General features: G+C 45.8%; 19 protein-coding genes and 2 pseudogenes. 16 read left to right on the top strand and 5 right to left on the bottom strand.

Annotation, left to right across the window (positions count from 1 at the left end; all coding sequences use genetic code 11):
• Positions 1 to 197 precede the first annotated feature (197 nt).
• Entirely contained in the window at positions 198 to 446 is a 249-nt protein-coding gene (locus tag ACJJIK_RS08305; RefSeq protein ID WP_444931953.1) for a hypothetical protein, read from the top strand.
• 100 nt (positions 447 to 546) lie between these two features.
• Positions 547 to 936, top strand: coding sequence for a hypothetical protein (locus tag ACJJIK_RS08300; RefSeq protein ID WP_444931954.1), 390 nt, complete (start codon positions 547 to 549; stop codon positions 934 to 936).
• Positions 937 to 992: 56 nt separating this feature from the next.
• Here the strand turns inward: ACJJIK_RS08300 and ltrA (ACJJIK_RS08295) are convergent, their stop codons facing one another.
• Positions 993 to 2,264, bottom strand: coding sequence for a group II intron reverse transcriptase/maturase (ltrA, locus tag ACJJIK_RS08295; protein WP_444944735.1), 1,272 nt, complete (start codon positions 2,262 to 2,264; stop codon positions 993 to 995).
• Between the two features lie 635 nt (positions 2,265 to 2,899).
• On the opposite strand from ltrA (ACJJIK_RS08295), the gene ACJJIK_RS08290 reads away from it, so the two are divergent.
• The 9 genes from ACJJIK_RS08290 to ACJJIK_RS08250 all read left to right on the top strand — a co-directional run bounded on the left by ACJJIK_RS08290 (position 2,900) and on the right by ACJJIK_RS08250 (position 11,036).
• Entirely contained in the window at positions 2,900 to 3,340 is a 441-nt protein-coding gene (locus ACJJIK_RS08290; RefSeq protein ID WP_444944734.1) for a hypothetical protein, read from the top strand.
• 555 nt (positions 3,341 to 3,895) lie between these two features.
• Positions 3,896 to 5,185: a group II intron reverse transcriptase/maturase gene (gene ltrA / locus ACJJIK_RS08285; RefSeq protein ID WP_444943735.1), complete on the top strand. Its 1,290-nt coding sequence runs from the start codon at positions 3,896 to 3,898 to the stop codon at positions 5,183 to 5,185.
• 623 nt (positions 5,186 to 5,808) lie between these two features.
• A complete protein-coding gene (locus tag ACJJIK_RS08280; RefSeq protein ID WP_444944733.1) occupies positions 5,809 to 6,174 on the top strand; it encodes a hypothetical protein in 366 nt (121 codons plus the stop codon).
• Positions 6,175 to 6,268: 94 nt separating this feature from the next.
• Positions 6,269 to 6,787: a DUF1697 domain-containing protein gene (locus ACJJIK_RS08275; RefSeq protein ID WP_444944732.1), complete on the top strand. Its 519-nt coding sequence runs from the start codon at positions 6,269 to 6,271 to the stop codon at positions 6,785 to 6,787.
• Positions 6,788 to 7,544: 757 nt separating this feature from the next.
• Positions 7,545 to 7,946 carry a GNAT family N-acetyltransferase gene (locus ACJJIK_RS08270; protein ID WP_444944731.1) on the top strand — a complete coding sequence of 134 codons (402 nt, stop codon included), beginning with the start codon at positions 7,545 to 7,547 and terminating at the stop codon, positions 7,944 to 7,946.
• A 362-nt stretch (positions 7,947 to 8,308) separates the two neighbouring features.
• Positions 8,309 to 8,932 carry a hypothetical protein gene (locus ACJJIK_RS08265; RefSeq protein ID WP_444944730.1) on the top strand — a complete coding sequence of 208 codons (624 nt, stop codon included), beginning with the start codon at positions 8,309 to 8,311 and terminating at the stop codon, positions 8,930 to 8,932.
• Positions 8,933 to 9,192: 260 nt separating this feature from the next.
• Positions 9,193 to 10,221 (top strand): IS4 family transposase, encoded by a 1,029-nt coding sequence (locus ACJJIK_RS08260; protein WP_444944729.1) that lies wholly within the window; start codon positions 9,193 to 9,195, stop codon positions 10,219 to 10,221.
• 3 nt (positions 10,222 to 10,224) lie between these two features.
• Positions 10,225 to 10,545, top strand: coding sequence for an IS4 family transposase (locus ACJJIK_RS08255; protein ID WP_444944728.1), 321 nt, complete (start codon positions 10,225 to 10,227; stop codon positions 10,543 to 10,545).
• A 26-nt stretch (positions 10,546 to 10,571) separates the two neighbouring features.
• The gene (locus ACJJIK_RS08250) at positions 10,572 to 11,036 is read left to right on the top strand and encodes an Imm26 family immunity protein (protein ID WP_444944727.1); all 465 of its coding nucleotides are present in this window, start codon (positions 10,572 to 10,574) and stop codon (positions 11,034 to 11,036) included.
• A gap of 463 nt (positions 11,037 to 11,499) precedes the next feature.
• Here ACJJIK_RS08250 and ACJJIK_RS08245 read toward each other — a convergent pair whose 3' ends face one another.
• Complete coding sequence (locus tag ACJJIK_RS08245) at positions 11,500 to 12,159, bottom strand: ISAs1 family transposase (protein ID WP_444945045.1); 660 nt, start codon at positions 12,157 to 12,159, stop codon at positions 11,500 to 11,502.
• Between the two features lie 65 nt (positions 12,160 to 12,224).
• Here ACJJIK_RS08245 and ACJJIK_RS08240 point away from each other — a divergent pair.
• The 3 genes and pseudogenes from ACJJIK_RS08240 to ACJJIK_RS08230 form a co-directional block, all read left to right on the top strand.
• Positions 12,225 to 13,751: pseudogene (locus ACJJIK_RS08240) on the top strand (IS3 family transposase); the annotation flags it as partial.
• Between the two features lie 149 nt (positions 13,752 to 13,900).
• A complete protein-coding gene (locus ACJJIK_RS08235) occupies positions 13,901 to 14,506 on the top strand; it encodes a hypothetical protein (protein WP_444944726.1) in 606 nt (201 codons plus the stop codon).
• Positions 14,507 to 14,948: 442 nt separating this feature from the next.
• Complete coding sequence (locus ACJJIK_RS08230; RefSeq protein ID WP_444944725.1) at positions 14,949 to 15,218, top strand: hypothetical protein; 270 nt, start codon at positions 14,949 to 14,951, stop codon at positions 15,216 to 15,218.
• 499 nt (positions 15,219 to 15,717) lie between these two features.
• Here the strand turns inward: ACJJIK_RS08230 and ltrA (ACJJIK_RS08225) are convergent, their stop codons facing one another.
• Positions 15,718 to 16,989 (bottom strand): group II intron reverse transcriptase/maturase, encoded by a 1,272-nt coding sequence (ltrA, locus tag ACJJIK_RS08225; protein ID WP_444944724.1) that lies wholly within the window; start codon positions 16,987 to 16,989, stop codon positions 15,718 to 15,720.
• A gap of 1,863 nt (positions 16,990 to 18,852) precedes the next feature.
• On the opposite strand from ltrA (ACJJIK_RS08225), the gene ACJJIK_RS08220 reads away from it, so the two are divergent.
• Entirely contained in the window at positions 18,853 to 19,077 is a 225-nt protein-coding gene (locus tag ACJJIK_RS08220; protein WP_444944723.1) for a hypothetical protein, read from the top strand.
• Between the two features lie 917 nt (positions 19,078 to 19,994).
• On the top strand, positions 19,995 to 21,503 hold the full coding sequence (locus ACJJIK_RS08215) for a DUF6892 domain-containing protein (RefSeq protein ID WP_444944722.1): 1,509 nt from the start codon (positions 19,995 to 19,997) through the stop codon (positions 21,501 to 21,503).
• A gap of 161 nt (positions 21,504 to 21,664) precedes the next feature.
• Here ACJJIK_RS08215 and ACJJIK_RS08210 read toward each other — a convergent pair.
• Positions 21,665 to 21,979, bottom strand: a pseudogene (locus ACJJIK_RS08210) (transposase zinc-binding domain-containing protein); the annotation flags it as partial.
• 15 nt (positions 21,980 to 21,994) lie between these two features.
• Positions 21,995 to 22,621 carry a tyrosine-type recombinase/integrase gene (locus tag ACJJIK_RS08205; protein ID WP_444944721.1) on the bottom strand — a complete coding sequence of 209 codons (627 nt, stop codon included), beginning with the start codon at positions 22,619 to 22,621 and terminating at the stop codon, positions 21,995 to 21,997.
• Positions 22,622 to 22,705 lie beyond the last annotated feature (84 nt).

Genomic DNA, 22,705 nt, shown 5'->3' with positions numbered 1-22,705 from the left:
GAGATCCTACGCTGCGTGCCTCGCACGCAAACGCTCCGGCTGCCCCTGTCGGCAACGTTAAATGTCTTATGAAAGAAAGGATTATCTACGCAAGCCTATACCTTATAAATTCCCTATATCCATTAGGCGCAGGGTATGTGCTAATTTTCACAGCAAGGCCTGAGTGCATTACATTGTCAGACTATATAAAGTCATTCATGCAAGAGCCGCAGTCTGTTTATATATTTCAGGGCTTGGTAGGCTCGTTTGTTTTAAACTTAGTTGCCTTTGGTGCAATCTTAAAAACAACAATGGCGCACCAAAATTTTAAATATGTATTGGCATATTTATGGTCACTGGTAATATTGGGCTCACTTTACTGGGGCGACTTAGTGTTTTTGTATGTTTTGGCGGCAGGTTTAATCTCATATGAATATTACAAAAAAGTTTATCGCACCAACATTTAATAAGTTTAGGCAACGGACACAAAAAGCCTATGGCTTTTTGGTCCGCTGCTAAAAGCGTTAAATTTCTATGAGCCATATTCACATTAATCACAGAGCTCTCTTGAAATCGGTGCTAGTTTCAGCGATTGTGAGCACCGTTGTAATGGCTTTTTTTTCAGGCTATGGAAAAACGATTACTCCTGATGGCGTTGTTACTCATTATTACAATTTAAGCTCCGTATTTTTATGGGTGCCAATATTGTTTATGGTAATGACGCCAACCATCGTGATAGTTGCCTACCTACTGGGTATTGCCTTAATCAAGAGCCGACTATTTTCATTGCCAATTGTGGTTATTGCTGGGGCCGTGGGTGGTGGCCTGGTTATATCTATGCTGTCGGGTAAATGGTTAATGTTCTCAATAGTTGGTTTGTATTACATTGTGCCAGGTATAGTTTCAGCAGTTACCTGCTACTACCTATACAAAAAATTTAAATCAGGTAGCCGGTAGTTTCTAGCTACCGGCCCCCACACCACCCATCGTGCGGGTCCGCAATGGGCGGTTCCCTATCCGTAATGAATCTCTACCCAGCGGTCACGTAACGAAATCAAGCCCATCTTTTGGAAAAACTCATTGTTGAGTGCAATATGAATACCTTCGGTCTTTGCATTTCTCCAGTAACTCTTACCGGACGATCCACAAGTAACAGCCAGTGATTCACTCACACCCATGCGTAGTAAGTTTCGGACTTTCGTTCTCACTTTACGCCAGTTTTTCCAGTAGCTCATTCTCAACCTTCGTCGTATCCAGCAGTCAAGATCGATACATTTTTGATAGCCTTGCGCTATACCAAAATAATTGATCCAACCACGGAGGAACACGGTAAGTTCTTTCAGTTTCTTTTCCATAGAAATACCACGGGATCGCCCTGTAATCTGGCGGATGCGGTATTTAAATTGGAGCAGGGACTTATCATGCCAGACGAGCCTTGCACCGCGAAAAGAGAACCCCAAAAACTTACAGCGGCTGACAGGAACTACTTGGCTTTTAGTATCGTTAACTTTGAGCTTAAGCTTGCGCTCAACAAAGCGTTTAATACTTGCCATAACCCGTTCACCCGCGCGCTTAGAAGCAACAACAATCACAAAATCATCCGTATAGCGAACAAAATCATGTCGGCGTTTTTCCAGCTCTTTATCGAGCAGGTCGAGTACAATGTTGGAGAGCAGCGGCGATAAAGGGCCCCCTTGTGGCACCCCCTCATGACAGGCTTTCCAGCATCCATCTTCTACACTTCCTGCACGCAAGTAACTTGCGATCAACTTGAGTAAACGCTTATCGCTGATTCTTTGGCCAAGTAAACTCATGAGGAAGTCATGGTTGACCCGGTCGAAGAACTTAGATAAATCGACATCTACGGCTATTCGCTTCCCGCCTTCGATATACTTCTGTAGCTTTTTCACCGCATGATGCTGTGATCGCTTTGGGCGGAATCCATAGCTGAACTCCGAAAAGGTTTTATCGAAACTGGGGCCGATGATTTGGGTGATAGCCTGCTGAATAACACGATCAAAGATCGTAGGTATCCCGAGACCACGCTGGCCACCATCTGGCTTACGAATGTAGACGCGCCTGACGGGAAGCGGCTGGTAATGACCCTGTCGAATAGTCTCGATGAGGTCGTCGCCAACTGCCTTGAAGTGCTTCACAAAATTATCGACAGTAATCCCGTCAATGCCTGCGGCACCTTTGTTGCTTCGCACGTGTTTCCATGCAGCATTAAGATTTTCTTTGCTGAGGATGGTTTCAAGCAGATTTTCATTTGAGTTGAGTGTCATGGCAGTGCGCTACGTCAATTTTATATCCGGCTGGCAACACATCGGTAGGCTAGCCCTGTCTTTTAACTCGTGGATTTTGGGTTCAGGCCTTCACCGTATCCAAGGTATTAATCTTGGCATTAGGCTACTATGCCGTCGGCTGACTTCTGTTCAATCACCTTGGCCATTACTGGCCGAGGCGCTGCTGTGTTCCCCCAATTTTGTTTACCCCCGCGATGGTGGCTAGCGGGCTGGGCCTACTTATGAGTCAGCGGCCACGCTGACAGCTTTACAGCAGCAGGTTGAACAGATCTCCCCAGATAAGAACGTGAACTTTCACTACACAACTGCATCATTTACTCTACCCGTTAGACCACATGGCTTCGGTATCCTTGGCCACCTCGCCTCCAGACTAAGCCTTATAGCAGCTTTCTGTTCGTCAGCTCGTAGCTTTGCTAGCGGCTTCCTCCCCACAAGACCTCACGGTCTTGCAGTTGCCATTTGCTAGTAGTTAGCATTTAATGGAGACCATTAAACGGTGATCCTCCTACAGGGGACTTTCACCCCATTAGTTCACGCCCATGCTGGGCGTACCAAAGCAATGCACGCGATAAACGCGTGATTGCGGCGTTATGTGCGTAGGAGCTGGAAAGTAAATGAATAATTCCAATTTCCAAAAGCTGGTATGGGTAAGCCTAATTTGGGTAGTTGTAGCTATAGCAGCTGCTTTTGTAGCCCCTTCTGATCTAAACCCTATTTTACTCGACCAGCTTGACAGGCAACTAGATGAAGAGTGGACACTGTTTGACTCATTTGGCCTTGGTGTTGTTTTGTTTGGTCTCGTTTGCAATATAGCCCTGCTATTTTATAAGGGGTGGGCTAGGCTTGGTTATCTAGTTTTAATTCCAGCATCAATGGTAATTACATACATAGATGGCCCCTTCATTCAATCATCAATTGACGCCTTAACTAATGATATTAACTTATTTTTAAGCGGTGTCTTATGGGCGGTTTTGCTATTCACTGAGATTAAATTTAAATTCAAAGCACATAACAATTCAAGTAAGCGGGACGCCGTAACCGGCGCCCCTTCTTGAGGTGTTAGTGCGTCAAGCTAAGCTTGATGCTTCTTGCAGGGTGGAAGTCCCTGTCGGGTAGGGCCTAACCAGCCACCCGTATCGAGTGTTGCGCGTAGGGCGGAGCAGAAGGAAAAAAAATATACTCATTTTTTTTCTCACTGTGAACAAACTATGTGAAGCGTACACAGAGAATTCTATAGGCCATAGGGGTTATCGTGACCCTGAAGTGCTGGTATCGCTCCGATAATAAAGTGAGCTCCGATCGACGAGATGTGTAACGCCATCGAAGTCCAGGCAAAGCAACCGCATTGGTGAGGTTGTGGCGGATCGGCGGGGTTATCAAGCCGTGGCATGTAGAAAGAGAGGTATTGAGAACTTGAGAGATCCGAGCAGGTTCCTGAAGGAACAGGTAGGGAAGTTAAGCCTAATGGTGAAACCAACGAAGACCACTCGGAAGTCGGATCAGCTCATAGTAGTCCGAGAGCGGGAAAGCCGCTTACATGGCGAAGGGGCTGACAGTAATATCGGTGTGCAACAGAAACATAGTCCGGACAAAGTAGGGCTGGAGACACTATGACAACCGCCTTGCACGCCATCGCATTTAAAGCACAGAGCCACCCCGCGCACAGGTTTCAGAATTTATACGGACTGCTAAATTCCAACCTGCTGTATCAAAGCTGGGGCCAGCTCAACAAGCAGGCCCGCCCCGGTATCGATGGAGTAACAACCGAAGCTTACCGGCAAGGTCTGCCACAAAATATCCAATGCCTACATCAACGGCTGTGTGACAAGCGCTACCGTACCCAGGCGATTAAGCGGGTATTGATTCCCAAAGGCAACGGCAAGCAGCGCCCACTGGGGCTGCCTACGGTGGAAGACAAACTGGTGCAGCAGAGCGTAGCGCAGCTACTGCAAAGTATCTGGGAGCAGGATTTTCTGCCCTTTAGCTACGGCTACCGCCCCAGGAAAAGCGCCCACCAAGCCGTACATAGCCTTGGCTTAAACCTGCAATTCAAAGGCTACGGCTACATCGTTGAAGCCGATATTAAAGGCTTCTTCGATCAGCTGGATCACGACTGGTTACTGCGCATGCTAGCCCTTCGTATCGACGACAAAGCCCTGCTGACACTGATTAAACAGTGGCTTAAGGTGCGCGTGCAAACTCCAGATGGTAAGTTTAGTAAAGCGGCAGCAGGCACCCCGCAAGGTGGCGTGATCAGTCCGGTACTGGCGAACATCTATCTGCACTACGTCCTGGATTTGTGGTTCGAGAAGAAGGTTAAGCCGCGTATGCGTGGCAGAGCCATGCTAATCCGGTACGCCGATGATTATGTAGCGGCTTTCCAATTGAAAACGGATGCAGAGCGCTTTTACCGGGTACTACCGCAACGGCTGAACAAGTTTGGCCTGCAGTTAGCCCCCGAGAAAACGCACCTGAAGCGCTTTAGCCGCTTCCATCCGGGCCGAAAACGGCAGTTCCAATTTCTGGGTTTTGAGTTCTACTGGAGCCTGGACGTCAACAAACGTCCCAGGCTCAGGCGCCGGACTGCCGCAAAGAAACAGAAGGGCACAATGGAAGCACTCTACCACTGGATCAAAGCCAAGCGCAGTGAGCGTCTGAGAGAATGGCTGCCCACACTGAAGCGCAAGCTACAAGGCTTCCAGAACTACTTCGGTCTGCCAGACAACAGTCGAAGCTTGTCCCGTTTGTACAGCTATGTTCTACACAGTATGCACAAATGGCTCAATCGACGGAGTCAGCGCAAGAGTTACAACTGGAACAGTCTAAAGGAAATGCTGGGATATTTTGGGCTAAAGCCACCGCGAGTATACAAACGCAGTATACTTGTGGACTGGTATTAGGGTTCGTGCTTTACACGAGCGAATATATTATTGAAGAGCCGGATGCGGTAGTTCCGCACGTCCGGATCTGCGTGGGGGCAGTTAGGGTAACCGGCTGTCCTACCACTACTACCTGAGAAAGAGTATATGTGCAGATACGGACAATATACATATAAAGAGCGTTACGCTTGCTTTGATTGCAAAAAGTCATTTAAGCAAACAAATTTTTACGAATTACCTCGAGAGTCTCGCCCTGAAAGGCAAGAGGACAGGGTTGTAAAATGCCCGCAATGTGCTAAGCAAATCGTAAATATGGGGCATGACTTTAAACCTCCAAAGCAGAATAACTCTAAACAGTGGTTAAAGGTTAAAGTATTATACGAAAACGGTTTCACATTTCACTCCTGCGGTTGTTGTGGCCCAGGGTTTCGACCAAAAGAACTTAATGATGTACAAGCCTTTTTAGACGATGGCCGAAGTAAATCGGAAGGAGAGTTACTTCTGGAAAAAATAATGGCTACACTTTTCGAAAAAGGTATAACGAAGGCAAGCATTCGGATAAATTAAACTCCGGCTTTGCCTCCATTTTGATTTACCGGTGTTGCCGGTGTTATGCGTTCCCTTTAAAAAATGAGGGTAGAAATATGTCAGATTGCATTACAACTTTTTTTGAAGCTTGGCAAATCGAAGAAGCTGAGACTCGGCTTGCTAAGATAAATAGTGCTGTGACAGAAAGTATACGGTACGACGATCCTCGCACGCCTGAAACTCTAAATGGTATTGAAGCATTAAGTAACTATGTAGCCATGTTTAGTGCAAATGCTCCCGGTTGGTCAGCGAGAGTGGTTAAAAGCGATACCATCTCCAGCGTCACTCGTGTCACTGTCGCTTTCGGTGGTATGGGCCCAGATGGTTCACAGCAAGTTGAGCTCGGTCAATATTTTGTAGAAAAGGAAGGAGACTTGATATCCCGTATGGTGGGGTTTGTTGGTACGGGTGAGCAGAATTGAATTTGCGTGTAGGCAATTCGCACAACGAGTCAAAGCGCTCGGACGCGGCAAAACTGCGCCGGTGTTTGAGACGTTATGCATCGGGAAACAAATGATGAAAACCTATATTGTTTTGTTGAGGGGTATTAATGCAGGAGGAAAGAATTTGGTCCCAATGAAGGAGCTAAAAGTTCTTTTGGAAGACAATAAATTTGAAAGCGTTGCAACGTATATTCAAAGCGGAAATATTGTTCTGAAGTATGAGAAGTCACCTGAAATAGAAATTGAAACTTTAATTCAAACCACGTTTGGTTTTTCAGCCGAGGTTATGGTGCTAGACGAAGAAGAATTTTACTCTTCTGTTTCAAACAACCCTTTTCAAGATCAAGAAGGGAAAGAGGTTCATTTCTATTATTGCAAGGAACGCCCAAAGATAAACAAAATTAAGCTAGAGGAAATAGCCTCGCAAACAGAGCAGTATGAACTAATTGACGGCGTGTTCTACTTGAGCGCACCTGATGGAATTGGTCGTTCTAAGTTAGTCGCAAATATAGAGGCTTGTTTGGGAGTCACAGCCACTGGTCGCAACTTAAATACAGTCCGTAAGCTTAGTGAAATGATAGAAAATGCATAACAAACGGCTCATGGCATGGGACTCGCAACAAGTTGCTCGCCCCATAGCCGGGCGCTAAGTTTTATACACAAGTGAACCAGTGAAAATTACTACTCTGATAAGCTCTACAAGAGTATTGAGAGCTTCAACTCTATCTACTACAGGCAAGATCAGATACCTAAGTAGAGAGGGATACTGGTGATTGTTTAATCAATATGCGCTCTACTCCAGGGAAAGCGCTAGATTTAGCGTAAAACTCAAGCGCTTTTGGTCTTATAGACGGTTAAATTTCATTCATTCCAGTCGGGAAATTAGGCTATTTCTCTGTATGAGACTTTGAATAGGATTCAAATATGTGTATAAAACACAGGCCGGGCGTTATTGTGGCGGTCGGTTTTATTGATTTTTCGTGGTAACTGAAGGTTTAGTGCCACTAAATAGCATCCGGTGTTGAGCAATTTTAATGATTGCTATTCAAGCAGTTTCGCTCCTAGAGTGTTCGCTCGGGTGTTGTAAAAAGAGGTAGTTCGGTGCAATTTCGTGGAGTGCCAGTAAGATAGGAATTGGTTGGGGAAAGTGCGGTATTCTTTCCTCGTAAATGTTGGGCAGGACCAGCCAAACTATGGCTGGCAAAGTGCTAGTAGTCGGTCCCGAGCGCGCCAACCATAACCAGGCTAGGCAAGCTCGCCCAACCCCTACGGGGCTGGGCTGGACAGCCTACGCGTTGCTTCGGCTGCCCTTGCTAGCGGCGTTATGGACAATCAGTAGTTTCTAATAAATGAATATACTAAAAGATCCTCCAACAGCGAATGAATTGGCCGCAATGTATATTGAGGCGGGATGGATAGAAGAGCCATCCAGAGAGAAAATGATTAGGGCAGTAAATTCCGCTTCAGAGTGGTATGTTGTCCGAGATACAAACAATGTAGCTGTAGGTATTGGAAGGTTTATTTCTGATTACGTCAGATATGCCTTCATTGTTGACGTAATAGTTCTTGAGTCACACCAAGGAAAAGGAATAGGAGCCGCCATAATGAAAGCTATTATTTCAGACTGCCGAAAGCTTGGCATCGATAGCGTCAACCTTTGGCCAAGTAAGGGCAAGGTGCCGTTCTATGAAAAACTTGGTTTTTATTGCCTTCCTTCAGATCAGCCTCACATGAAGTTGGGTAACAATTAATGGATCACTTAGCAGGCCAGCCCTTAACTAATAAGGATAAGTCGCTAATATTTTTTTCTTTCAGTATTTGTTATTACAGTAGTGTTGTTTTCACCGGTGTTTGCTCGTGCCCATATTCGATATCAGCGGTTGGGTATTGATCAGATCCTATATCAGCTGATGGCGCTGGGCATGAGTGTGAATATCTAACCTGGTTTGGTGTAAACTTCTCTTTGGCAGAAATAAACAAAAGAGCTGTGACAACCCTATTTAACTCATTTTTTTAACTGACTCACAGCTCATAACAAAACGCGGCAAATCGACCGCTAATGCGGCGCTTGCGCTCAACGTTAGGCATAAAAATAGTAATTGAGAGAAATAATATGAAAATAATATCGAAGCTACTTTTTCTGGGCGCGATCTTTTCATTCTTCGCGATTTCCTCCAATGCTTCTGAGACAATTGCCATCAACTCAACAAGTAAGGCTGCACTATTGGATGGCCGCTGCGGGAATGATGAATGGGATGTGGCAACAAAAATCGATTTGCCGGCACAGGTTGCGATTTATCTAATGCATGATGAAGACTATTTCTACATATGTGCAAAAGCTAAAGCAGAGGACATCACAGTCTTAGATCTCTACATAGAGCATGCCGAAACTGGCCGTCTTCACTCATTCCATCTCTCGGCTCAAATGGGTGAAAGTGTACTAACAGACAATGGATGGGAGCGAGTTTCGGGAAAATGGGATCTTAAAAATTATGCTGGATTCTGGGTGCCATTTTCTGGGCTTGAAGAACCGGAAAATAGAAAAGGTCCTATTTGGGCTAAAGGAACACATAGGCAAGTTCAAGCCTCGCGCGAGAAATTTCCAGGTAACACTTGGAATATGATGTTTGGCGTAAGTGCAATTTACCAAGAAGGTGAGAGAGCTGAATTATTGTATCCGAAGAATGCGGTATCTACCGATTCATTGACCTGGGCAAAATTTTCTTTCTCAGAGTAGCAACTCTAAGTACCATCAATCTAGCTTGAGGAGTCTGCAGCCTAACAAAGCGCAGCAGAGGGAGGGCTTACTTTTTGCACGTCTTGCGCTGGTCGCTGCGCTCCCATTTTCGCGCAAAACGTGCAAAAAGTAAGCCGCCCCTGTGCGCGGCGCTAAGTTTTATACACAAGTTTTTCCAGTTTTATTATGTAAATCAATAAGTTACAGTTTGTCCTGGTAAGAATTACAGATTTGATTGGATTATTATGCAGGACTGGGTCATGGACGAAGTAAAAAATCAGGTTATGGGTGATACACGCTTGAATAAGCGCTTGTCCAATATTCTTAGTAGTTTAAGTTCAGATCCAAAGAATAGCATTCCCTGTGCAAACAAAACTTGGTCAGAAACGTTTGCGGCTTATCGTTTTATCGAAAATGATAAAGTCAACTTTGACTCTATTATGAGCGGCCATAAATCAGAAACTCTTGAGAGAATCAAGGCGCAGCCCGTTGTTCTTATCCCTCAAGATACCACCTTTCTAAATTTTGCCACTGACTTAGAAAGTAAAGAGATGGGAACACTTAGGCGGAAAGAGACCAATCAGCAACTGTTGCACACCTCCATCGCTATAACGCCATCAAGAGTTAACTTGGGTGTCGTTGAGGGCAGTATGTGGCAGAGAGATAAGGAGGAGTCAAGCGCCAATTCCCGCTATACCAAGTCGATAAAGGATAAGGAGAGTCGACGCTGGCTAGACCATTACGAATCTGCTTGTCAGATACAGGAGCGCTGTCTTGAAAGCACAATTGTGAGTATTGCTGATAGAGAGGGTGATATTCATGAGTGGTTTCAACTGGCTGAAGATCAAAGCGAACAGCGGCGGGCGAGCTATATCGTTCGAGCTAAGGCCAATCGCACTTTAGAGATCGATGGAGAAGAAACGGTTTTGCTTTGGGATCATATGAATGAGCAGAAATCTATTGGTCAATACACGGTAGATATTCCCAAGCGGAATGGAGAACCTGGAAGAAAAGCCAAAGTCAGCGTATCCACTACTGAAATACGATTACTAGGAAAAGGAAAATCTAAAAGACCACTTTCTCTCTATGCTGTACTGGCTAAAGAATTAACCCCACCAGAGGGTGAGAAAGGGATTGAGTGGATGCTGTTGACGGATCTTTCAGTTGAAGACTTTAAGCAGGCGAGGGTTATCATTGAGTGGTATCGAAGCCGGTGGGAAATTGAAACCTATTTTCGAGTGTTAAAAGGTGGATGTCAGATAGAAAGTAATCGTTTTAGAACAGAGTAGCGAATGCTGAACTGCATTGCGATCTATATGATTATTGGATGGCGACTACATTCGATAACTACACGAGCACGAAGACTTCCTGAAGCACCGTGTACGAGTGCCTACTCTGAAAAAGAATGGCGTATGATATGGATGATGCGAGATAAAACTACTCCACCAAATGAACCCCCAAGCATGAGGGAGATAACCCGCATGCTGGCAGGTTTAGGAGGTTTTTTGGGACGTAAAGGGGATGGTGAGCCAGGGGTGAAAACCGTTTGGCAGGGATACACCAAGCTACTTCATTATATTGAGGCAACAGAAGCTCTAAATGGACTTAAATAATGTGTATAAAACACAGGCAAGGCGTTATGAGTCACAGTATGTATCCGCATATACCTAAGAAAGCCTCAGAGGTTAAAGAAGGTGATTTTTACTACATTCCTCTAAGTAACGGGTGGTTTGCCTGCGGTCGCCTTCTTGAAATCAAAAAGAAAAGTGGCCGTAAAACCAAGAGTATTCTGGTAGGTTTGCATGACTGGACTGCGGCTAGACATCCAACAGCCGAAGATATTCATAACTGCCCAATCATAGAGCAAGGCGTAATGCATATAAATTCAATTGGTCATGTTGGCGGTGAAGTTATAGGTTTCAAACCATTAATCGATGATAACTTAAAACCATCACCCCAATTCGAAGCTGGCTATCTTATCCAAGGCTTCGAGAATATGAGGCCATTACCGAAAGAAGAATATGAAAATTATAGTCGCAGGGTAACTTACGGTTTAAACAGCATTCGTCTAAAAGCTGAGAAGCACTTTGCCAAAAACTCATAACGAATAAGGATAGATCGCGCGTAGCCGCGATCTTATCCAGTTGTTGGACAAGCCCGTAGCGCCCGACTCGCTCTTTATAAGAAAATATCTTTTTGGGAGTGTGGAATATTTTGGGATTTATTATCGTTCAATTTTTTAAAGGCGATCGCCAGCCTTGGCTTCTCTGGTGCCAATCGATGTAGTGTTTTCTACTGAACTCTTATTCCCTCCTTGTTGGTAAGTGGCAATATTTTACTAAGAGATTGCTCATCAGCCCGAGAGCCAGCCCGGGCTAAAGACTTGTACAAACCGCATGGGGGCACAGCACTTTGGGCAACGCATTGATGGTCGACTTCTTGGTTTGAGCGTTTCAAGAATAACTTTGAGGGTCAGCTGTACAAGCTGCAATAATCGTTTGGCATTACTATGCAGAAAGCCGTAATCACGTACTCGCCGAAAGCCCTTCGGGAGCAGGGCAATCGCACTACAAATCAGGTAATTCAATACCAATTAATTGGGCTAGATAGTCGGTGCTCCATGCCGCTTTCATACGCTTATTTTTTAGCCCCATTTTTGTGGACTTATCCTGCTTCAGTAAATTGAGGGCAAACTGCCTAAGTCGGGATAGATTCTCCGCACTGTTACCACTACGCACACGGCAATCATCCTCCCTAAAAGCAATATCCAGTACCCAGTACAGACTATTTTCAATTGACCAGTGTTTCCGGACGGAGTCACTACAGGCCAGGGCACTCAAAGTATCACTCGATATGTAGTAGCGTCGCTCTATCACAGACTCGCCGTGGTGTCGGCGCTCGGTCTCGACCAACGCGATCGTCTTTAATGACGGCCACTTTTCAGCGTTTGCCAATTGGGTCAAGGATTGTGTTGTCCAGCATCGGCGAACCTCATAGCGGTCCCGATTTGAACCTTCACACTGATGAAAATCAATCTCCGGGCATTGGTAGGGTTTGGGCTTGAGGTTACTTAGCGTGGCTTCGATACCTGCTTTTAAAACTGATTGATTGTCCTTAACGGCGAGCAGGTAATCAGCATTTTTTGCGATAATTTTATCGGCGATGGCTGCCTGGCAACCCATTGCATCAATGGTAATCAGGCAATTATCCAGTACCAATGTATCCAGTAATTCCGGGATACCTATGTGTCAGGGTAGTTGTCGCTTGAAATTTTCAAAGGACAACCAAGCCCCACTATTCACCCGAACGTAAAGAGGCCATCCTCAAGAAGATGGCACCGCCTCACAGTATGACCGTGGCCGAACTGGCTAGTCAGGAAGGCATCAGTACCGCCACCCTGTACAATTGGCGCAAAGCTGCTAGACAACGAGGTGTTGTTTTGCCGTCCAACTCTGCCACTCCCGAAAACTGGAGTAGCGAAGAAAAATTCAGAATCGTCCTTGAGACCGCCCCGATGACTGAGGCGGAACTCAGTGAATACTGCCGCAAAAACGGCCTTTTTACCGAGTAGATTGAGGCCTGGAAAGCGACCTGCATGTCAGCTAATGCTGTATCTGATGAGCAGTCGAAGCGCAACCAGAAAGCCAGTAAGGCCGAGAAAAAGCGTATTAAAAAGCTTGAGGCAGAGCTGCAACGCAAGGAGAAGGCGCTCGCAGAAACCGCTGCGCTGCTCACACTGTCAAAAAAAGCCGAGGCGATCTGGGGCCATAAAGATGAGGACGAATGACCAGCCTTCCAGATCGCCAGCAAACCATTGCCCTGATTGCCGAAGCCAATCGCAGCGGAGCCCGGCTGGCTAAGGCCTGTGCCTTGCTGAACGTGAGCTACGCACCTATCAACGCTGGACCTCTGACGCGGTTGTCAGAGAAGATCAGAGGCCCGTGGTGAGCCATCGAACAAGCTGACCGTCGAGGAGCGTCAAGCCGTGGTAGCCCTGTGTAACCAACCTGAATACCGAAGCTGCCCGCCAGCATTTATTGTTGCCGACCAGCTGGATCAGGGCCATTACCTCGCTTCTGAATCGACACTTTATCGAGTTTTACGAGAGCACGATCAGGTTCACCGCCGAGGCCGGCAGAAGGCACCAGAGAAAAAGCGAGCAGCGACCACACACAAAGCCTCAGAGCCAAATTACCTGTGGTCTTAGGCTATCTCGTGGCTGCCGGGGCCAGCATGCGGAACCTGGTACTACCTGTATCTGGTCATGGATGTTTACAGCCGGAAAATCGTCGGCCATGAAGTGTATGAGCGTGAGACAGGAGAGTTGGCTTGTGATTTTATCGAGAAAGCCTACTGGCGGGAGCACCTGGCTGCCAAGAAGAAGCCACTTGTACTGCACTCCGATAATGGCAGCCCCATGAAGGCGGCGACCTTCCTGGAGAAACTGTACGACCTTGGCGTAACGCCCTCGAACAGCCGTCCCTGGATGAGTAACGACAATGCCTACTCTGAGTCATTGTTCAAGACGCTGAAGTTCCGGCCGGGCTTCCCGGTAACTGGCTTCAAAACAATCGATGAAGCTCGGAACTGGGTACTGACGTTTGTACGGTGGTACAACACCGAACATCGCCACAGTGGCTTGAACTACCTGACACCTGAGCAGCGCCATAATGGCGAAGCTCACGAGATACTGATCCAGCGCAAAGCGGTGCTTGAGGCTGCGAAGGCCAAGAACCCTCGCCGCTGGTCAGGAGAAACCAGAAACATCAGCTTGCCGGAATCGGTAACTCTGAATCCGGAAAAGGCGGTAAATTGTTAAAGAGCTAATACCTTAAACGCGACAACTACGTTGACAGATACCGGATGACCACTATATAAATGTTAGGCAAATCTAGAAATTACGAGAGATATAAATTATGGAATCTTTTACCCACGTCATTTTAGCTTTTGAGGGGTTTAATCATCCATATGAAAAAGGTGTTGGTCAGCCGATCCCACAGAATACAGAATACAAAAGACAATCGAGTTGTCGATATTTTAAATAAAGCTGCGGAGCGTTATACCCTCAAACCAGGAGAGACGATTAAAGTTAGAGCCTTTGCTACCGATATGTATGAAATGGTTCAAATGCATTCAAAGCTCTTCATAAAACAAAATTTGTCCTTTCGCGATGGAAAGCAAACCGGGAAACTACTCATATACGGCTATAGTATGGGGGGAGATACAGCTGTTGAGCTTGCCGAGAACTTGAACAAGCCGAATTGGTTCGAAAGGAGCATTGGAAATGCCCGACATGTTAATATAGACCTATTAATTACAGTCGATGCAGCAACTTTCAATAACTTTGGAGTAGATCGAAAAATTCCAGCAAACGTTAAACGAAACGAAAATTTTTGGACTGATACTCCTGAGACAAACTTTGGTCAGAAAGGTGGTAAGAACATTGCAGTAGATAAAAATGCGACCACAGTCAATAACCATAGAAAACCCGGTAACACCCATGCATCTATATCGAAAGCGACCAAAGAAGAATCTATTTGCCTGCTAGTCGAAGCTTTAAAAGGGACAAAATAATGCGGCGCTTAAAATATCCGATAATCTTCTTGCTAGTCTATACTTTTTCCGCCGTAATTACAGGAATCGTAGAACAGTCTTGGTACTACAATATAGTAAATAGTGGAAGCTCCCTTGAGCCCTATAGTGATGAGTATATTGAGTCTATGCCGTTCGTCACAAAGCTTTGCTACTACATTCATTTTTCTATACTTCGCTTTCCTCTTGGAACCATTCTTGCCAACAGCCAAAATACACTCCTGCAACAATTTGTTATTTTTAGTTTTGTTTTCAATAGCATGCTGGCCTGCGGAATATTTATATTTATTAAGAACCAGCTATGGTTTAGTTTCAAGAGATAGTTTACGTGTACTGATTTGGTTGAACGGGCAAATTTCGATTTTTCCCCCAACCATTGTCGGGTAGGCCACCTATGAAGATAAGTTTGGATCTGGTGATATAGATGAACTATGCTGACATCCCTCAGAAATCATCTATTCAAATAGGGCAGAACAAATGGCTTCGAAATGTAGACTACCTTTGGTATGCGCTGGGTGTTTTTCAAATTAGGTATGCTATCTATTCAGAGGCCTGTATTTATGGAAAATTATTTGTCATTCAAGATAAAAATCATGACAAAATTATGAATGAGCTTGATCCAGAAAATGAGTTGGAGCAGGAGATTGGTAAGTTCAAATGGTTGGTAAAGCAAGAAATTATTTCTAAAGAATAATCTGATCAAAAAGTCGCTCAAGCAGAGATGTTAAATAAAGAAAATTATGACCTTATTGGCGAATGTCTTAATTAAATGCCTAACAAATAGCTGCACCGGACTCGCTAACGCTCGCTCGGTGAGCTAGGCGTTAGCGTTTAAGATCTCAAAGAAATGGCAAAGTCAAAGAATAGGCTCACAGCTGAACAAAAGCGCGAAAAAGCTGATAGAAAAAAGAGATATAATTGGATTTTCATCAATGGAAAACAAGTCAGGGTCAAACGACCGTCTGTTATAGATGGAATGGATGTGAATGAGTATATCGAGAGAAATGCCGACGAGATTTGGCTACACCAGGAAGGTATGTGGGAAGTTCTCCACGGGCGAGAGAATGATGAAGACTATGAGGATATATTCTAATGATCAGTGTCTTGCACAAAGGCGCTAAATCGGGTAGCCGGTAGTTTCTAGCTACCGGCCCCCACACCACCCATCGTGCGGGTCCGCAATGGGCGGTTCCCTATCCGTAATGAATCTCTACCCAACGGTCACGTAACGAAATCAAGCCCATCTTTTGGAAAAACTCATTGTTGAGTGCAATATGAATGCCTTCGGTCTTTGCATTTCGCCAGTAACTCTTACCGGACGATCCACAAGTGACAGCCAGTGATTCACTCACACCCATGTGTAGTAGGTTTCGGATTTTCGTTCTCACTTTGCGCCAGTTTTTCCAGTAGCTCATTCTCAATCTTCGCCGTATCCAGCAGTCAAGATCGATACATTTTTGATAGCCTTGCGCTATACCAAAATAATTGATCCAACCACGGAGGAACACGGTAAGTTCTTTCAATTTCTTTTCCATAGAAATACCACGGGATCGCCCTGTAATCTGGCGGATGCGGTATTTAAATTGGAGCAGGGACTTGTCATGCCAGACGAGCCTTGCACCGCGAAAAGAGAACCCCAAAAACTTACAGCGGCTGACAGGAACTACTTGGCTTTTAGTATCGTTAACTTTGAGTTTAAGCTTGCGCTCAACAAAGCGTTTAATACTCGCCATAACCCGTTCACCCGCGTGCTTAGAAGCAACAACAATCACAAAATCATCCGCATAGCGAACAAAATCATATCGGCGTTTTTCCAGCTCTTTATCGAGCAGGTCGAGTACAATGTTGGAGAGCAGCGGCGATAAAGGGCCCCCTTGTGGCACCCCCTCATGACAGGCTTTCCAGCATCCATCTTCTACACTTCCTGCACGCAAGTAACTTGCGATCAACTTGAGTAAACGCTTATCGCTGATTCTTTGGCCAAGTAAACTCATGAGGAAGTCATGGTTGACCCGGTCGAAGAACTTAGATAAATCGACATCTACGGCTATTCGCTTCCCGCCTTCGATATACTTCTGTAGCTTTTTCACCGCATGATGCTGTGATCGCTTTGGGCGGAATCCATAGCTGAACTCCGAAAAGGTTTTATCGAAACTGGGACTGATGATTTGGGCGATAGCCTGCTGAATAACACGATCAAAGATCGTAGGTATCCCGAGCCCACGCTGGCCACCATCTGGCTTGCGAATGTAGACGCGCCTGACGGGAAGCGGCTGGTAATGACCCTGTCGAATAGTCTCGATGAGGTCGTCGCCAACTGCCTTGAAGTGCTTCACAAAATTATCGACAGTAATCCCGTCAATGCCTGCGGCACCTTTGTTGCTTCGCACGTGTTTCCATGCAGCATTAAGATTTTCTTTGCTGAGGATGGTTTCAAGCAGATTTTCATTTGAGTTGAGTGTCATGGCAGTGCGCTACGTCAATTTTATATCCGGCTGGCAACACATCGGTAGGCTAGCCCTGTCTTTTAACTCGTGGATTTTGGGTTCAGGCCTTCACCGTATCCAAGGTATTAATCTTGGCATTAGGCTACTATGCCGTCGGCTGACTTCTGTTCAATCACCTTGGCCATTACTGGCCGAGGCGCTGCTGTGTTCCACCAATTTTGTTTACCCCCGCGATGGTGGCTAGCGGGCTGGGCCTACGCGGCCACGCTGACAGCTTTACAGCAACAGGTTGAACAGATCTCCCCAGATAAGAGCGCGAACTTTCACTACACAACTGCATCATTTACTCTACCCGTTAGACCACATGGCTTCGGTATCCTTGGCTACCTCGCCTCCAGGCTAAGCCTTATATGATGTTTCTGTTCGTCAGCTCGTAGCTTTGCTAGTGGCTTCCTCCCCACAAGACCTCGCGGTCTTGCAGTTGCCATTTACTAGTAGTTAGCATTTAATGGAACCCATTAAATGGTGATCTTCCTACAGAGGACTTTCACCCCATTAGTTCACGCCCATGCTGGGCGTACCAAGGCGATGAATTTCGTTCCGGGCTAAAGCCCTCCACCGGACGGTCCACGCTTCGCGCGGCCCGCCGATTATCGCAGGCGTTAGTGCGACAAGCGAAGCTTGTTGCATCTTGCTGGGTGAAAGTCCCAGCCTGGTAAGAGTTAGCCACTCACCAGTATCGAGTCTTGCGCGTTGTGCGGAGCTTTAAATTAGGAGTATTTGAGAGGCAGGATGCACGAGCGAACAATCAACGTGAAGCGTAGACAGAGAAATATGTAGGCCATAGGGAGTGCGCGCTCCTGAAGTGCTGGTATCGCTTCGAAATGCAAATTCTAGGTGATGAGGCTTGTAACGCGGTCGAAGTCCATGCAAAGCAATCGACTCAGGAGTGAATTTGTTTTCGCTACCTGAATGGCAAGATTGTGGAGACCTAGCGGAGTTCTTAAGCCGTGGCATGCATACAGAGATGTAATGAGAACTTGTGAGACCCAAGGTAACTCCCAAAGGAATGGGTAGGGTAGTGTAGCTGAATAAGCGAGACGAACGATGGTGTCTTGGGAGTCGGACCAGCTCATAGTAGTCGGAGGGCGGGAAAGCCGTCTACAGGGCGAAGGGGCTGGCAGTTATATTGAGCTTGCAGTCGATACATACACCGGACATGTAGGGCTGGATATTGTATGAAAACAAAAGTGCAAGCATTACATTCAGTTGAATCTGAGTTTATGCACTTCAGTCATTGGGTGAAAAGGCGAAGATGGGTGGAGTGAATAGCTTTGATAGGGTTTAGCTGCGCGGTAAATAATATAACTGAGGAGCCGGATGCGGTAATTCCGCACGTCCGGATCTGCGTGGGGGCAGTCGGGTAACCGGCTGTCCTACCACTACGGTGTACTTGATGGAGTTTGGAATGGAAGCACTATTCGTTGGAGCAGGCACAATCATTCAGGCAATAGGTCCCTGGATGGCTATAGCCCTAGCTATAGGTGCGCCAGTCGCAGTGGGTAGCACTGTATCGAAGCTAACCTTTGGTTCGTATGCTCTCCATCGCAACAAGTACATTTTAGTTTCAACGCTTACTATTGCTGCTTTACTGCTTTTGGTTGTGTCAATATCCGTCGTCGTTATGGGTCAGTGGGGTTAGTATTATGCAAAAAATCGGGGGTGGTTTCATGGCGCTATACTGCGAGTCCGTACACCTAACGAGTTTAGGCATGCTCGCCCGGCAAAAAGCCGCCGGGCTGGACGTCCACTATTCCGCTTCGCTCCATAGCGGCCGCCCATGCTAAAGGCGTTAGGTGGTCAAGTTACCAGAAGGAAATTATGAATAACGGCAAGATTGAAGATGTACTTTCGGAGAACCTCGGTGAGGGCTACCGCATTGTTCAAGAAAATGGTCAGCTTTCAGCATCGATCGAATGGGTCGACTGGGTTCAACAATCTGAAGATGAAAACGATATTAGAGTTGAGGTCCACTTTTCAGATGATAGTGATCTTGTTTTTGATAAAGGTGTAAAACTTCGCCAAATATGGCATGAGGACTCATGAAAACTTACTTATTCCAAAGTCTGCACCTAACAAGTTTAGGCAACATCGCCCCTTCGGGGCTGGACCTACATTCCGCAGCTTCGCCGCTACATTTCGGCCGTTGCTAAAGGCGTTAGTGCGACAAGCGAAGCTTGTTGCATCTTGCTGGGTGAAAGTCCCAGCCTGGTAAGAGTTAGCCACTCACCAGTATCGAGTCTTGCGCGTTGTGCGGAGCTTTAAATTAGGAGTATTTGAGAGGCAGGATGCACGAGCGAACAATCAACGTGAAGCGTAGACAGAGAAATATGTAGGCCATAGGGAGTGCGCGCTCCTGAAGTGCTGGTATCGCTTCGAAATGCAAATTCTAGGTGACGAGGCTTGTAACGCGGTCGAAGTCCATGCAAAGCAATCGACTCAGGAGTGAATTTGTTTTCGCTACCTGAATGGCAAGATTGTGGAGACCTAGCGGAGTTCTTAAGCCGTGGCATGCATACAGAGATGTAATGAGAACTTGTGAGACCCAAGGTAACTCCCAAAGGAATGGGTAGGGCAGTGTAGCTGAATAAGCGAGACGAACGATGGTGTCTTGGGAGTCGGACCAGCTCATAGTAGTCGGAGGGCGGGAAAGCCGTCTACAGGGCGAAGGGGCTGGCAGTTATATTGAGCTTGCAGTTGATACATACATCGGACATGTAGGGCTGGATATTGTATGAAAACAAAAGTGCAAGCATTACATTCAGTTGAATCTGAGTTTATGCACTTCAGTCATTGGGTGAAAAGGCGAAGATGGGTGGAGTGAATAGCTTTGATAGGATTTAGCTGCGCGGTAAATAATATAACTGAGGAGCCGGATGCGGTAATTCCGCACGTCCGGATCTGCGCGGGGGCAGTCGGGTAACCGGCTGTCCTACCACTACGATGGAGACGAGGGAATACACTTGTTCGGATTTAGGAAGAAAAACAAAGAACCGATTAACCCACCAAAGGAAATTGACGTTAAAAGCTTTGACGAATTTTTATTACCAATTGATGGCCCTAATAAAGATTTAAACTTTGCCATCAAGTCTGGTGGGAAGAAGATCGCAGGGGTTATAAATAAATTCACTTTAGATTTTCAGCTTGTATCATCTGCAGATGCTAAAGATATCACTAAGCAGCTGCTCTTATTAGCTGCTAATGTTGATCTCAAAGAGAAGAAAAGCAATCAATTGCTTGCAGCTATTGGCAAATTTCTTTTAAAAGTAAGTAGTTCAACACCTGGTGCAAATTTCGTTTTTAAGGAATGGACTGAAAGACTTATTAGCGCTGACTTCTCTGACAGATCTCAATCCCAAATCGCCTTTCAATGGATCATGATTTTCAATCAGAAAGACGGATCTGCCATTTCACCGCAATGTCTAAGGCAAGTCTTCGATGAGTCTCAAACCATACTAGTCGAAATATATGATAAGATATTACAGTCATTTGATTCGCAAGCTGCGTATAGAGATAATAAAGGAGAACAACCTGGATATAAGCTCTTAGAAGTATTCGCTTGTACATATTTTTACCACTCGAATAAATCTTACAAACATTACGAGTCATTGATATTAGACTCGGTTTCTCGAAACATTATATTTGGAAACGGGCTTATCCTAAGTGTGCTTCAACGCTCCGAAAACCATCCCGAAATAATGGCAGAACTTCTAGATCTCTATGTTTGCGCTTCAATTGATGAAAATCATGATGGTATGGCGTGGACATTATTTTTGGATCTGTTCGATGTGGAAACAACGAAACCTAAAGACCTTAGTGCTATCGTAGAGAAAATGGAGCCCAAAATTGATTCTTGGAGTATCAGTCAAAAAAGCTTTGCTATTGAATGGCTATATTTAGGTGGAGATAGCCACAAGTGCAAGCGCCTTCTGGTGAAATCAAAAGGTGCAAGGGAACTGGCCACGATTTTGACCCAAGAAGGTAATACTAACTATATAAATGAACTGAAAACCTTATTAAACGAAAAACTTGAGCCTGAATATACCCTTCCATCAGGGGGGGAGGATCAATTTATTGATATAAACATCAAGCTAATGGTTATCAATGAATTGATGTATATAAGAAAAACATTAACTCCGGCTTTTGATATTTATAAATTTGCAAAGGAATATGATCACAGAGAAATCTCTGTAACTGGTTACGAAATCATCCCAGAGGCTCTCGATTATATGAGGGGCATCAGCATTCCCCAAGAACTCTTATCTACCATTAAGGAGCTAAGATATGATGCCAGCGAAGAAATATATGGAAATTTATCCCCATTCTGGGATGGCGAAGATGATATTTTTGAAGCAAGCTCACTTAGTGATTTAGACAAACTCAATAATTTGGAGAGCATTGGCGAATTCAGTGAGAAGTTAGTCAGTGAGTTTTCTAGCCTATTAGAAAACAATAATATTCAGGTGCAATGAAAATGGTTTTTTCTCAGGTTGACGGACATGCATCTAACGAATAAGGATAGATCAACGAATAAGGATAGATCGCGCGTAGCCGCGATCTTATCCAGTTGTTGGACAAGCCCGTAGCGCCCGTTCTCTGGTGAGTGGGGGACCTGTAATCCCGCTGCTTGCAAGGCTAATGCCCGCAGTTCTGCTGGCAGGGTAAAAGTCACTATAAAGTATTCCACCGGTAGTAGCTTGCGGCTCTGTCGATCTAACCACTGACTGGCCTCATGGTTTTGACATTGGGGGCCATTGCGATGTCCGCAGGAGCGTGGACTCAGTAGAGAGTAAGAGCAGGCCCCGCACTGCCACAGTGCTTCACCAGCCATAGTGGTACGGCAGTGACAAATAGCCGCTATGGCTCGGCGCTGCTCAGGTAGTAGACGGGTACCATACTTTTGCAGTAGAGCACTTTCATAATGTTCGATCACGGAGGCAAGGCGCATTACAGCCTCCTCAGGTTAACAGATAGGCTGCTCATTGTTGTCCTGGTCCGATGTACCCATGACATATCGCCGGAAATGCAAGGAAATAGCAAGCGAGCGTAGAGTACAGCAGGTCAGATTTGGAAGTGGGACGCGGCGACCCTTATGACCTTTACCTCGGCGGATATGTACTTGCTTGCGCCCTGCATCAATACCCCCAACTTCAAGAGCGAGTGTTTCACTTAATCGCAAGCCCATGGAATAAGTTGTGAGAATAAAAACACGATAGTGCAGTTTACGTTCCGCCCCGATAAGTTGCGTAATCTCCTGTGGCGTGAGAATATCGGGTAACGACTGAATTTTGGGTACTTTAACGATATCCAGCCACTGCCACTCGCGCTTGAGGATATGCTTCCAGAAGAACTGTAGGCCATTGCGATCAACCTTAACGGTACTCCAAGAGTGGGAGTCCACCAGCTCAGAAAAATATTGTTCGAGTTTATCGGTTGAGATTTTATCGGGGCAGGCATTAAAATGCCCAGATAAGCGCCGCACAGCTCGCGCGTAAGCGTCAATAGTTCTCTCGCTGAGCCCTTGCAGTTTTAGGGTGCGTAGATGGCGCTGATAAAGGCTGTTGAAACGGCGCTGCTCTTTAGGTGTCATGATAAGCTCCTTTAATCTTCAGTCCGAATTGGACTGAAAAGAGCTTAGCTTGTGAGGCGTTTATTCTGCCGCGAAGCGGCTTCG

The organism is Microbulbifer regidiadema (SeqCode) (assembly GCF_052466995.1).
The sequence above is the reverse complement of the archived record's forward strand: the minus strand, read 5'-3'. Positions and strand labels throughout refer to the sequence as shown.

What these genes read in the sequence shown, in the direction of transcription:
- ACJJIK_RS08305 (WP_444931953.1), top strand. Translation starts at nt 198, where the DNA reads ATGCAAGAGCCGCAGTCTGTTTATATATTTCAGGGCTTGGTAGGCTCG.
- ltrA (WP_444944735.1), bottom strand. Translation starts at nt 2,264, where the DNA reads ATGACACTCAACTCAAATGAAAATCTGCTTGAAACCATCCTCAGCAAA.
- ACJJIK_RS08290 (WP_444944734.1), top strand. Translation starts at nt 2,900, where the DNA reads ATGAATAATTCCAATTTCCAAAAGCTGGTATGGGTAAGCCTAATTTGG.
- ltrA (WP_444943735.1), top strand. Translation starts at nt 3,896, where the DNA reads ATGACAACCGCCTTGCACGCCATCGCATTTAAAGCACAGAGCCACCCC.
- ACJJIK_RS08280 (WP_444944733.1), top strand. Translation starts at nt 5,809, where the DNA reads ATGTCAGATTGCATTACAACTTTTTTTGAAGCTTGGCAAATCGAAGAA.
- ACJJIK_RS08275 (WP_444944732.1), top strand. Translation starts at nt 6,269, where the DNA reads ATGAAAACCTATATTGTTTTGTTGAGGGGTATTAATGCAGGAGGAAAG.
- ACJJIK_RS08270 (WP_444944731.1), top strand. Translation starts at nt 7,545, where the DNA reads ATGAATATACTAAAAGATCCTCCAACAGCGAATGAATTGGCCGCAATG.
- ACJJIK_RS08265 (WP_444944730.1), top strand. Translation starts at nt 8,309, where the DNA reads ATGAAAATAATATCGAAGCTACTTTTTCTGGGCGCGATCTTTTCATTC.
- ACJJIK_RS08260 (WP_444944729.1), top strand. Translation starts at nt 9,193, where the DNA reads ATGGACGAAGTAAAAAATCAGGTTATGGGTGATACACGCTTGAATAAG.
- ACJJIK_RS08255 (WP_444944728.1), top strand. Translation starts at nt 10,225, where the DNA reads ATGCTGAACTGCATTGCGATCTATATGATTATTGGATGGCGACTACAT.
- ACJJIK_RS08250 (WP_444944727.1), top strand. Translation starts at nt 10,572, where the DNA reads ATGAGTCACAGTATGTATCCGCATATACCTAAGAAAGCCTCAGAGGTT.
- ACJJIK_RS08235 (WP_444944726.1), top strand. Translation starts at nt 13,901, where the DNA reads ATGAAAAAGGTGTTGGTCAGCCGATCCCACAGAATACAGAATACAAAA.
- ACJJIK_RS08230 (WP_444944725.1), top strand. Translation starts at nt 14,949, where the DNA reads ATGAACTATGCTGACATCCCTCAGAAATCATCTATTCAAATAGGGCAG.
- ltrA (WP_444944724.1), bottom strand. Translation starts at nt 16,989, where the DNA reads ATGACACTCAACTCAAATGAAAATCTGCTTGAAACCATCCTCAGCAAA.
- ACJJIK_RS08220 (WP_444944723.1), top strand. Translation starts at nt 18,853, where the DNA reads ATGAATAACGGCAAGATTGAAGATGTACTTTCGGAGAACCTCGGTGAG.
- ACJJIK_RS08205 (WP_444944721.1), bottom strand. Translation starts at nt 22,621, where the DNA reads ATGACACCTAAAGAGCAGCGCCGTTTCAACAGCCTTTATCAGCGCCAT.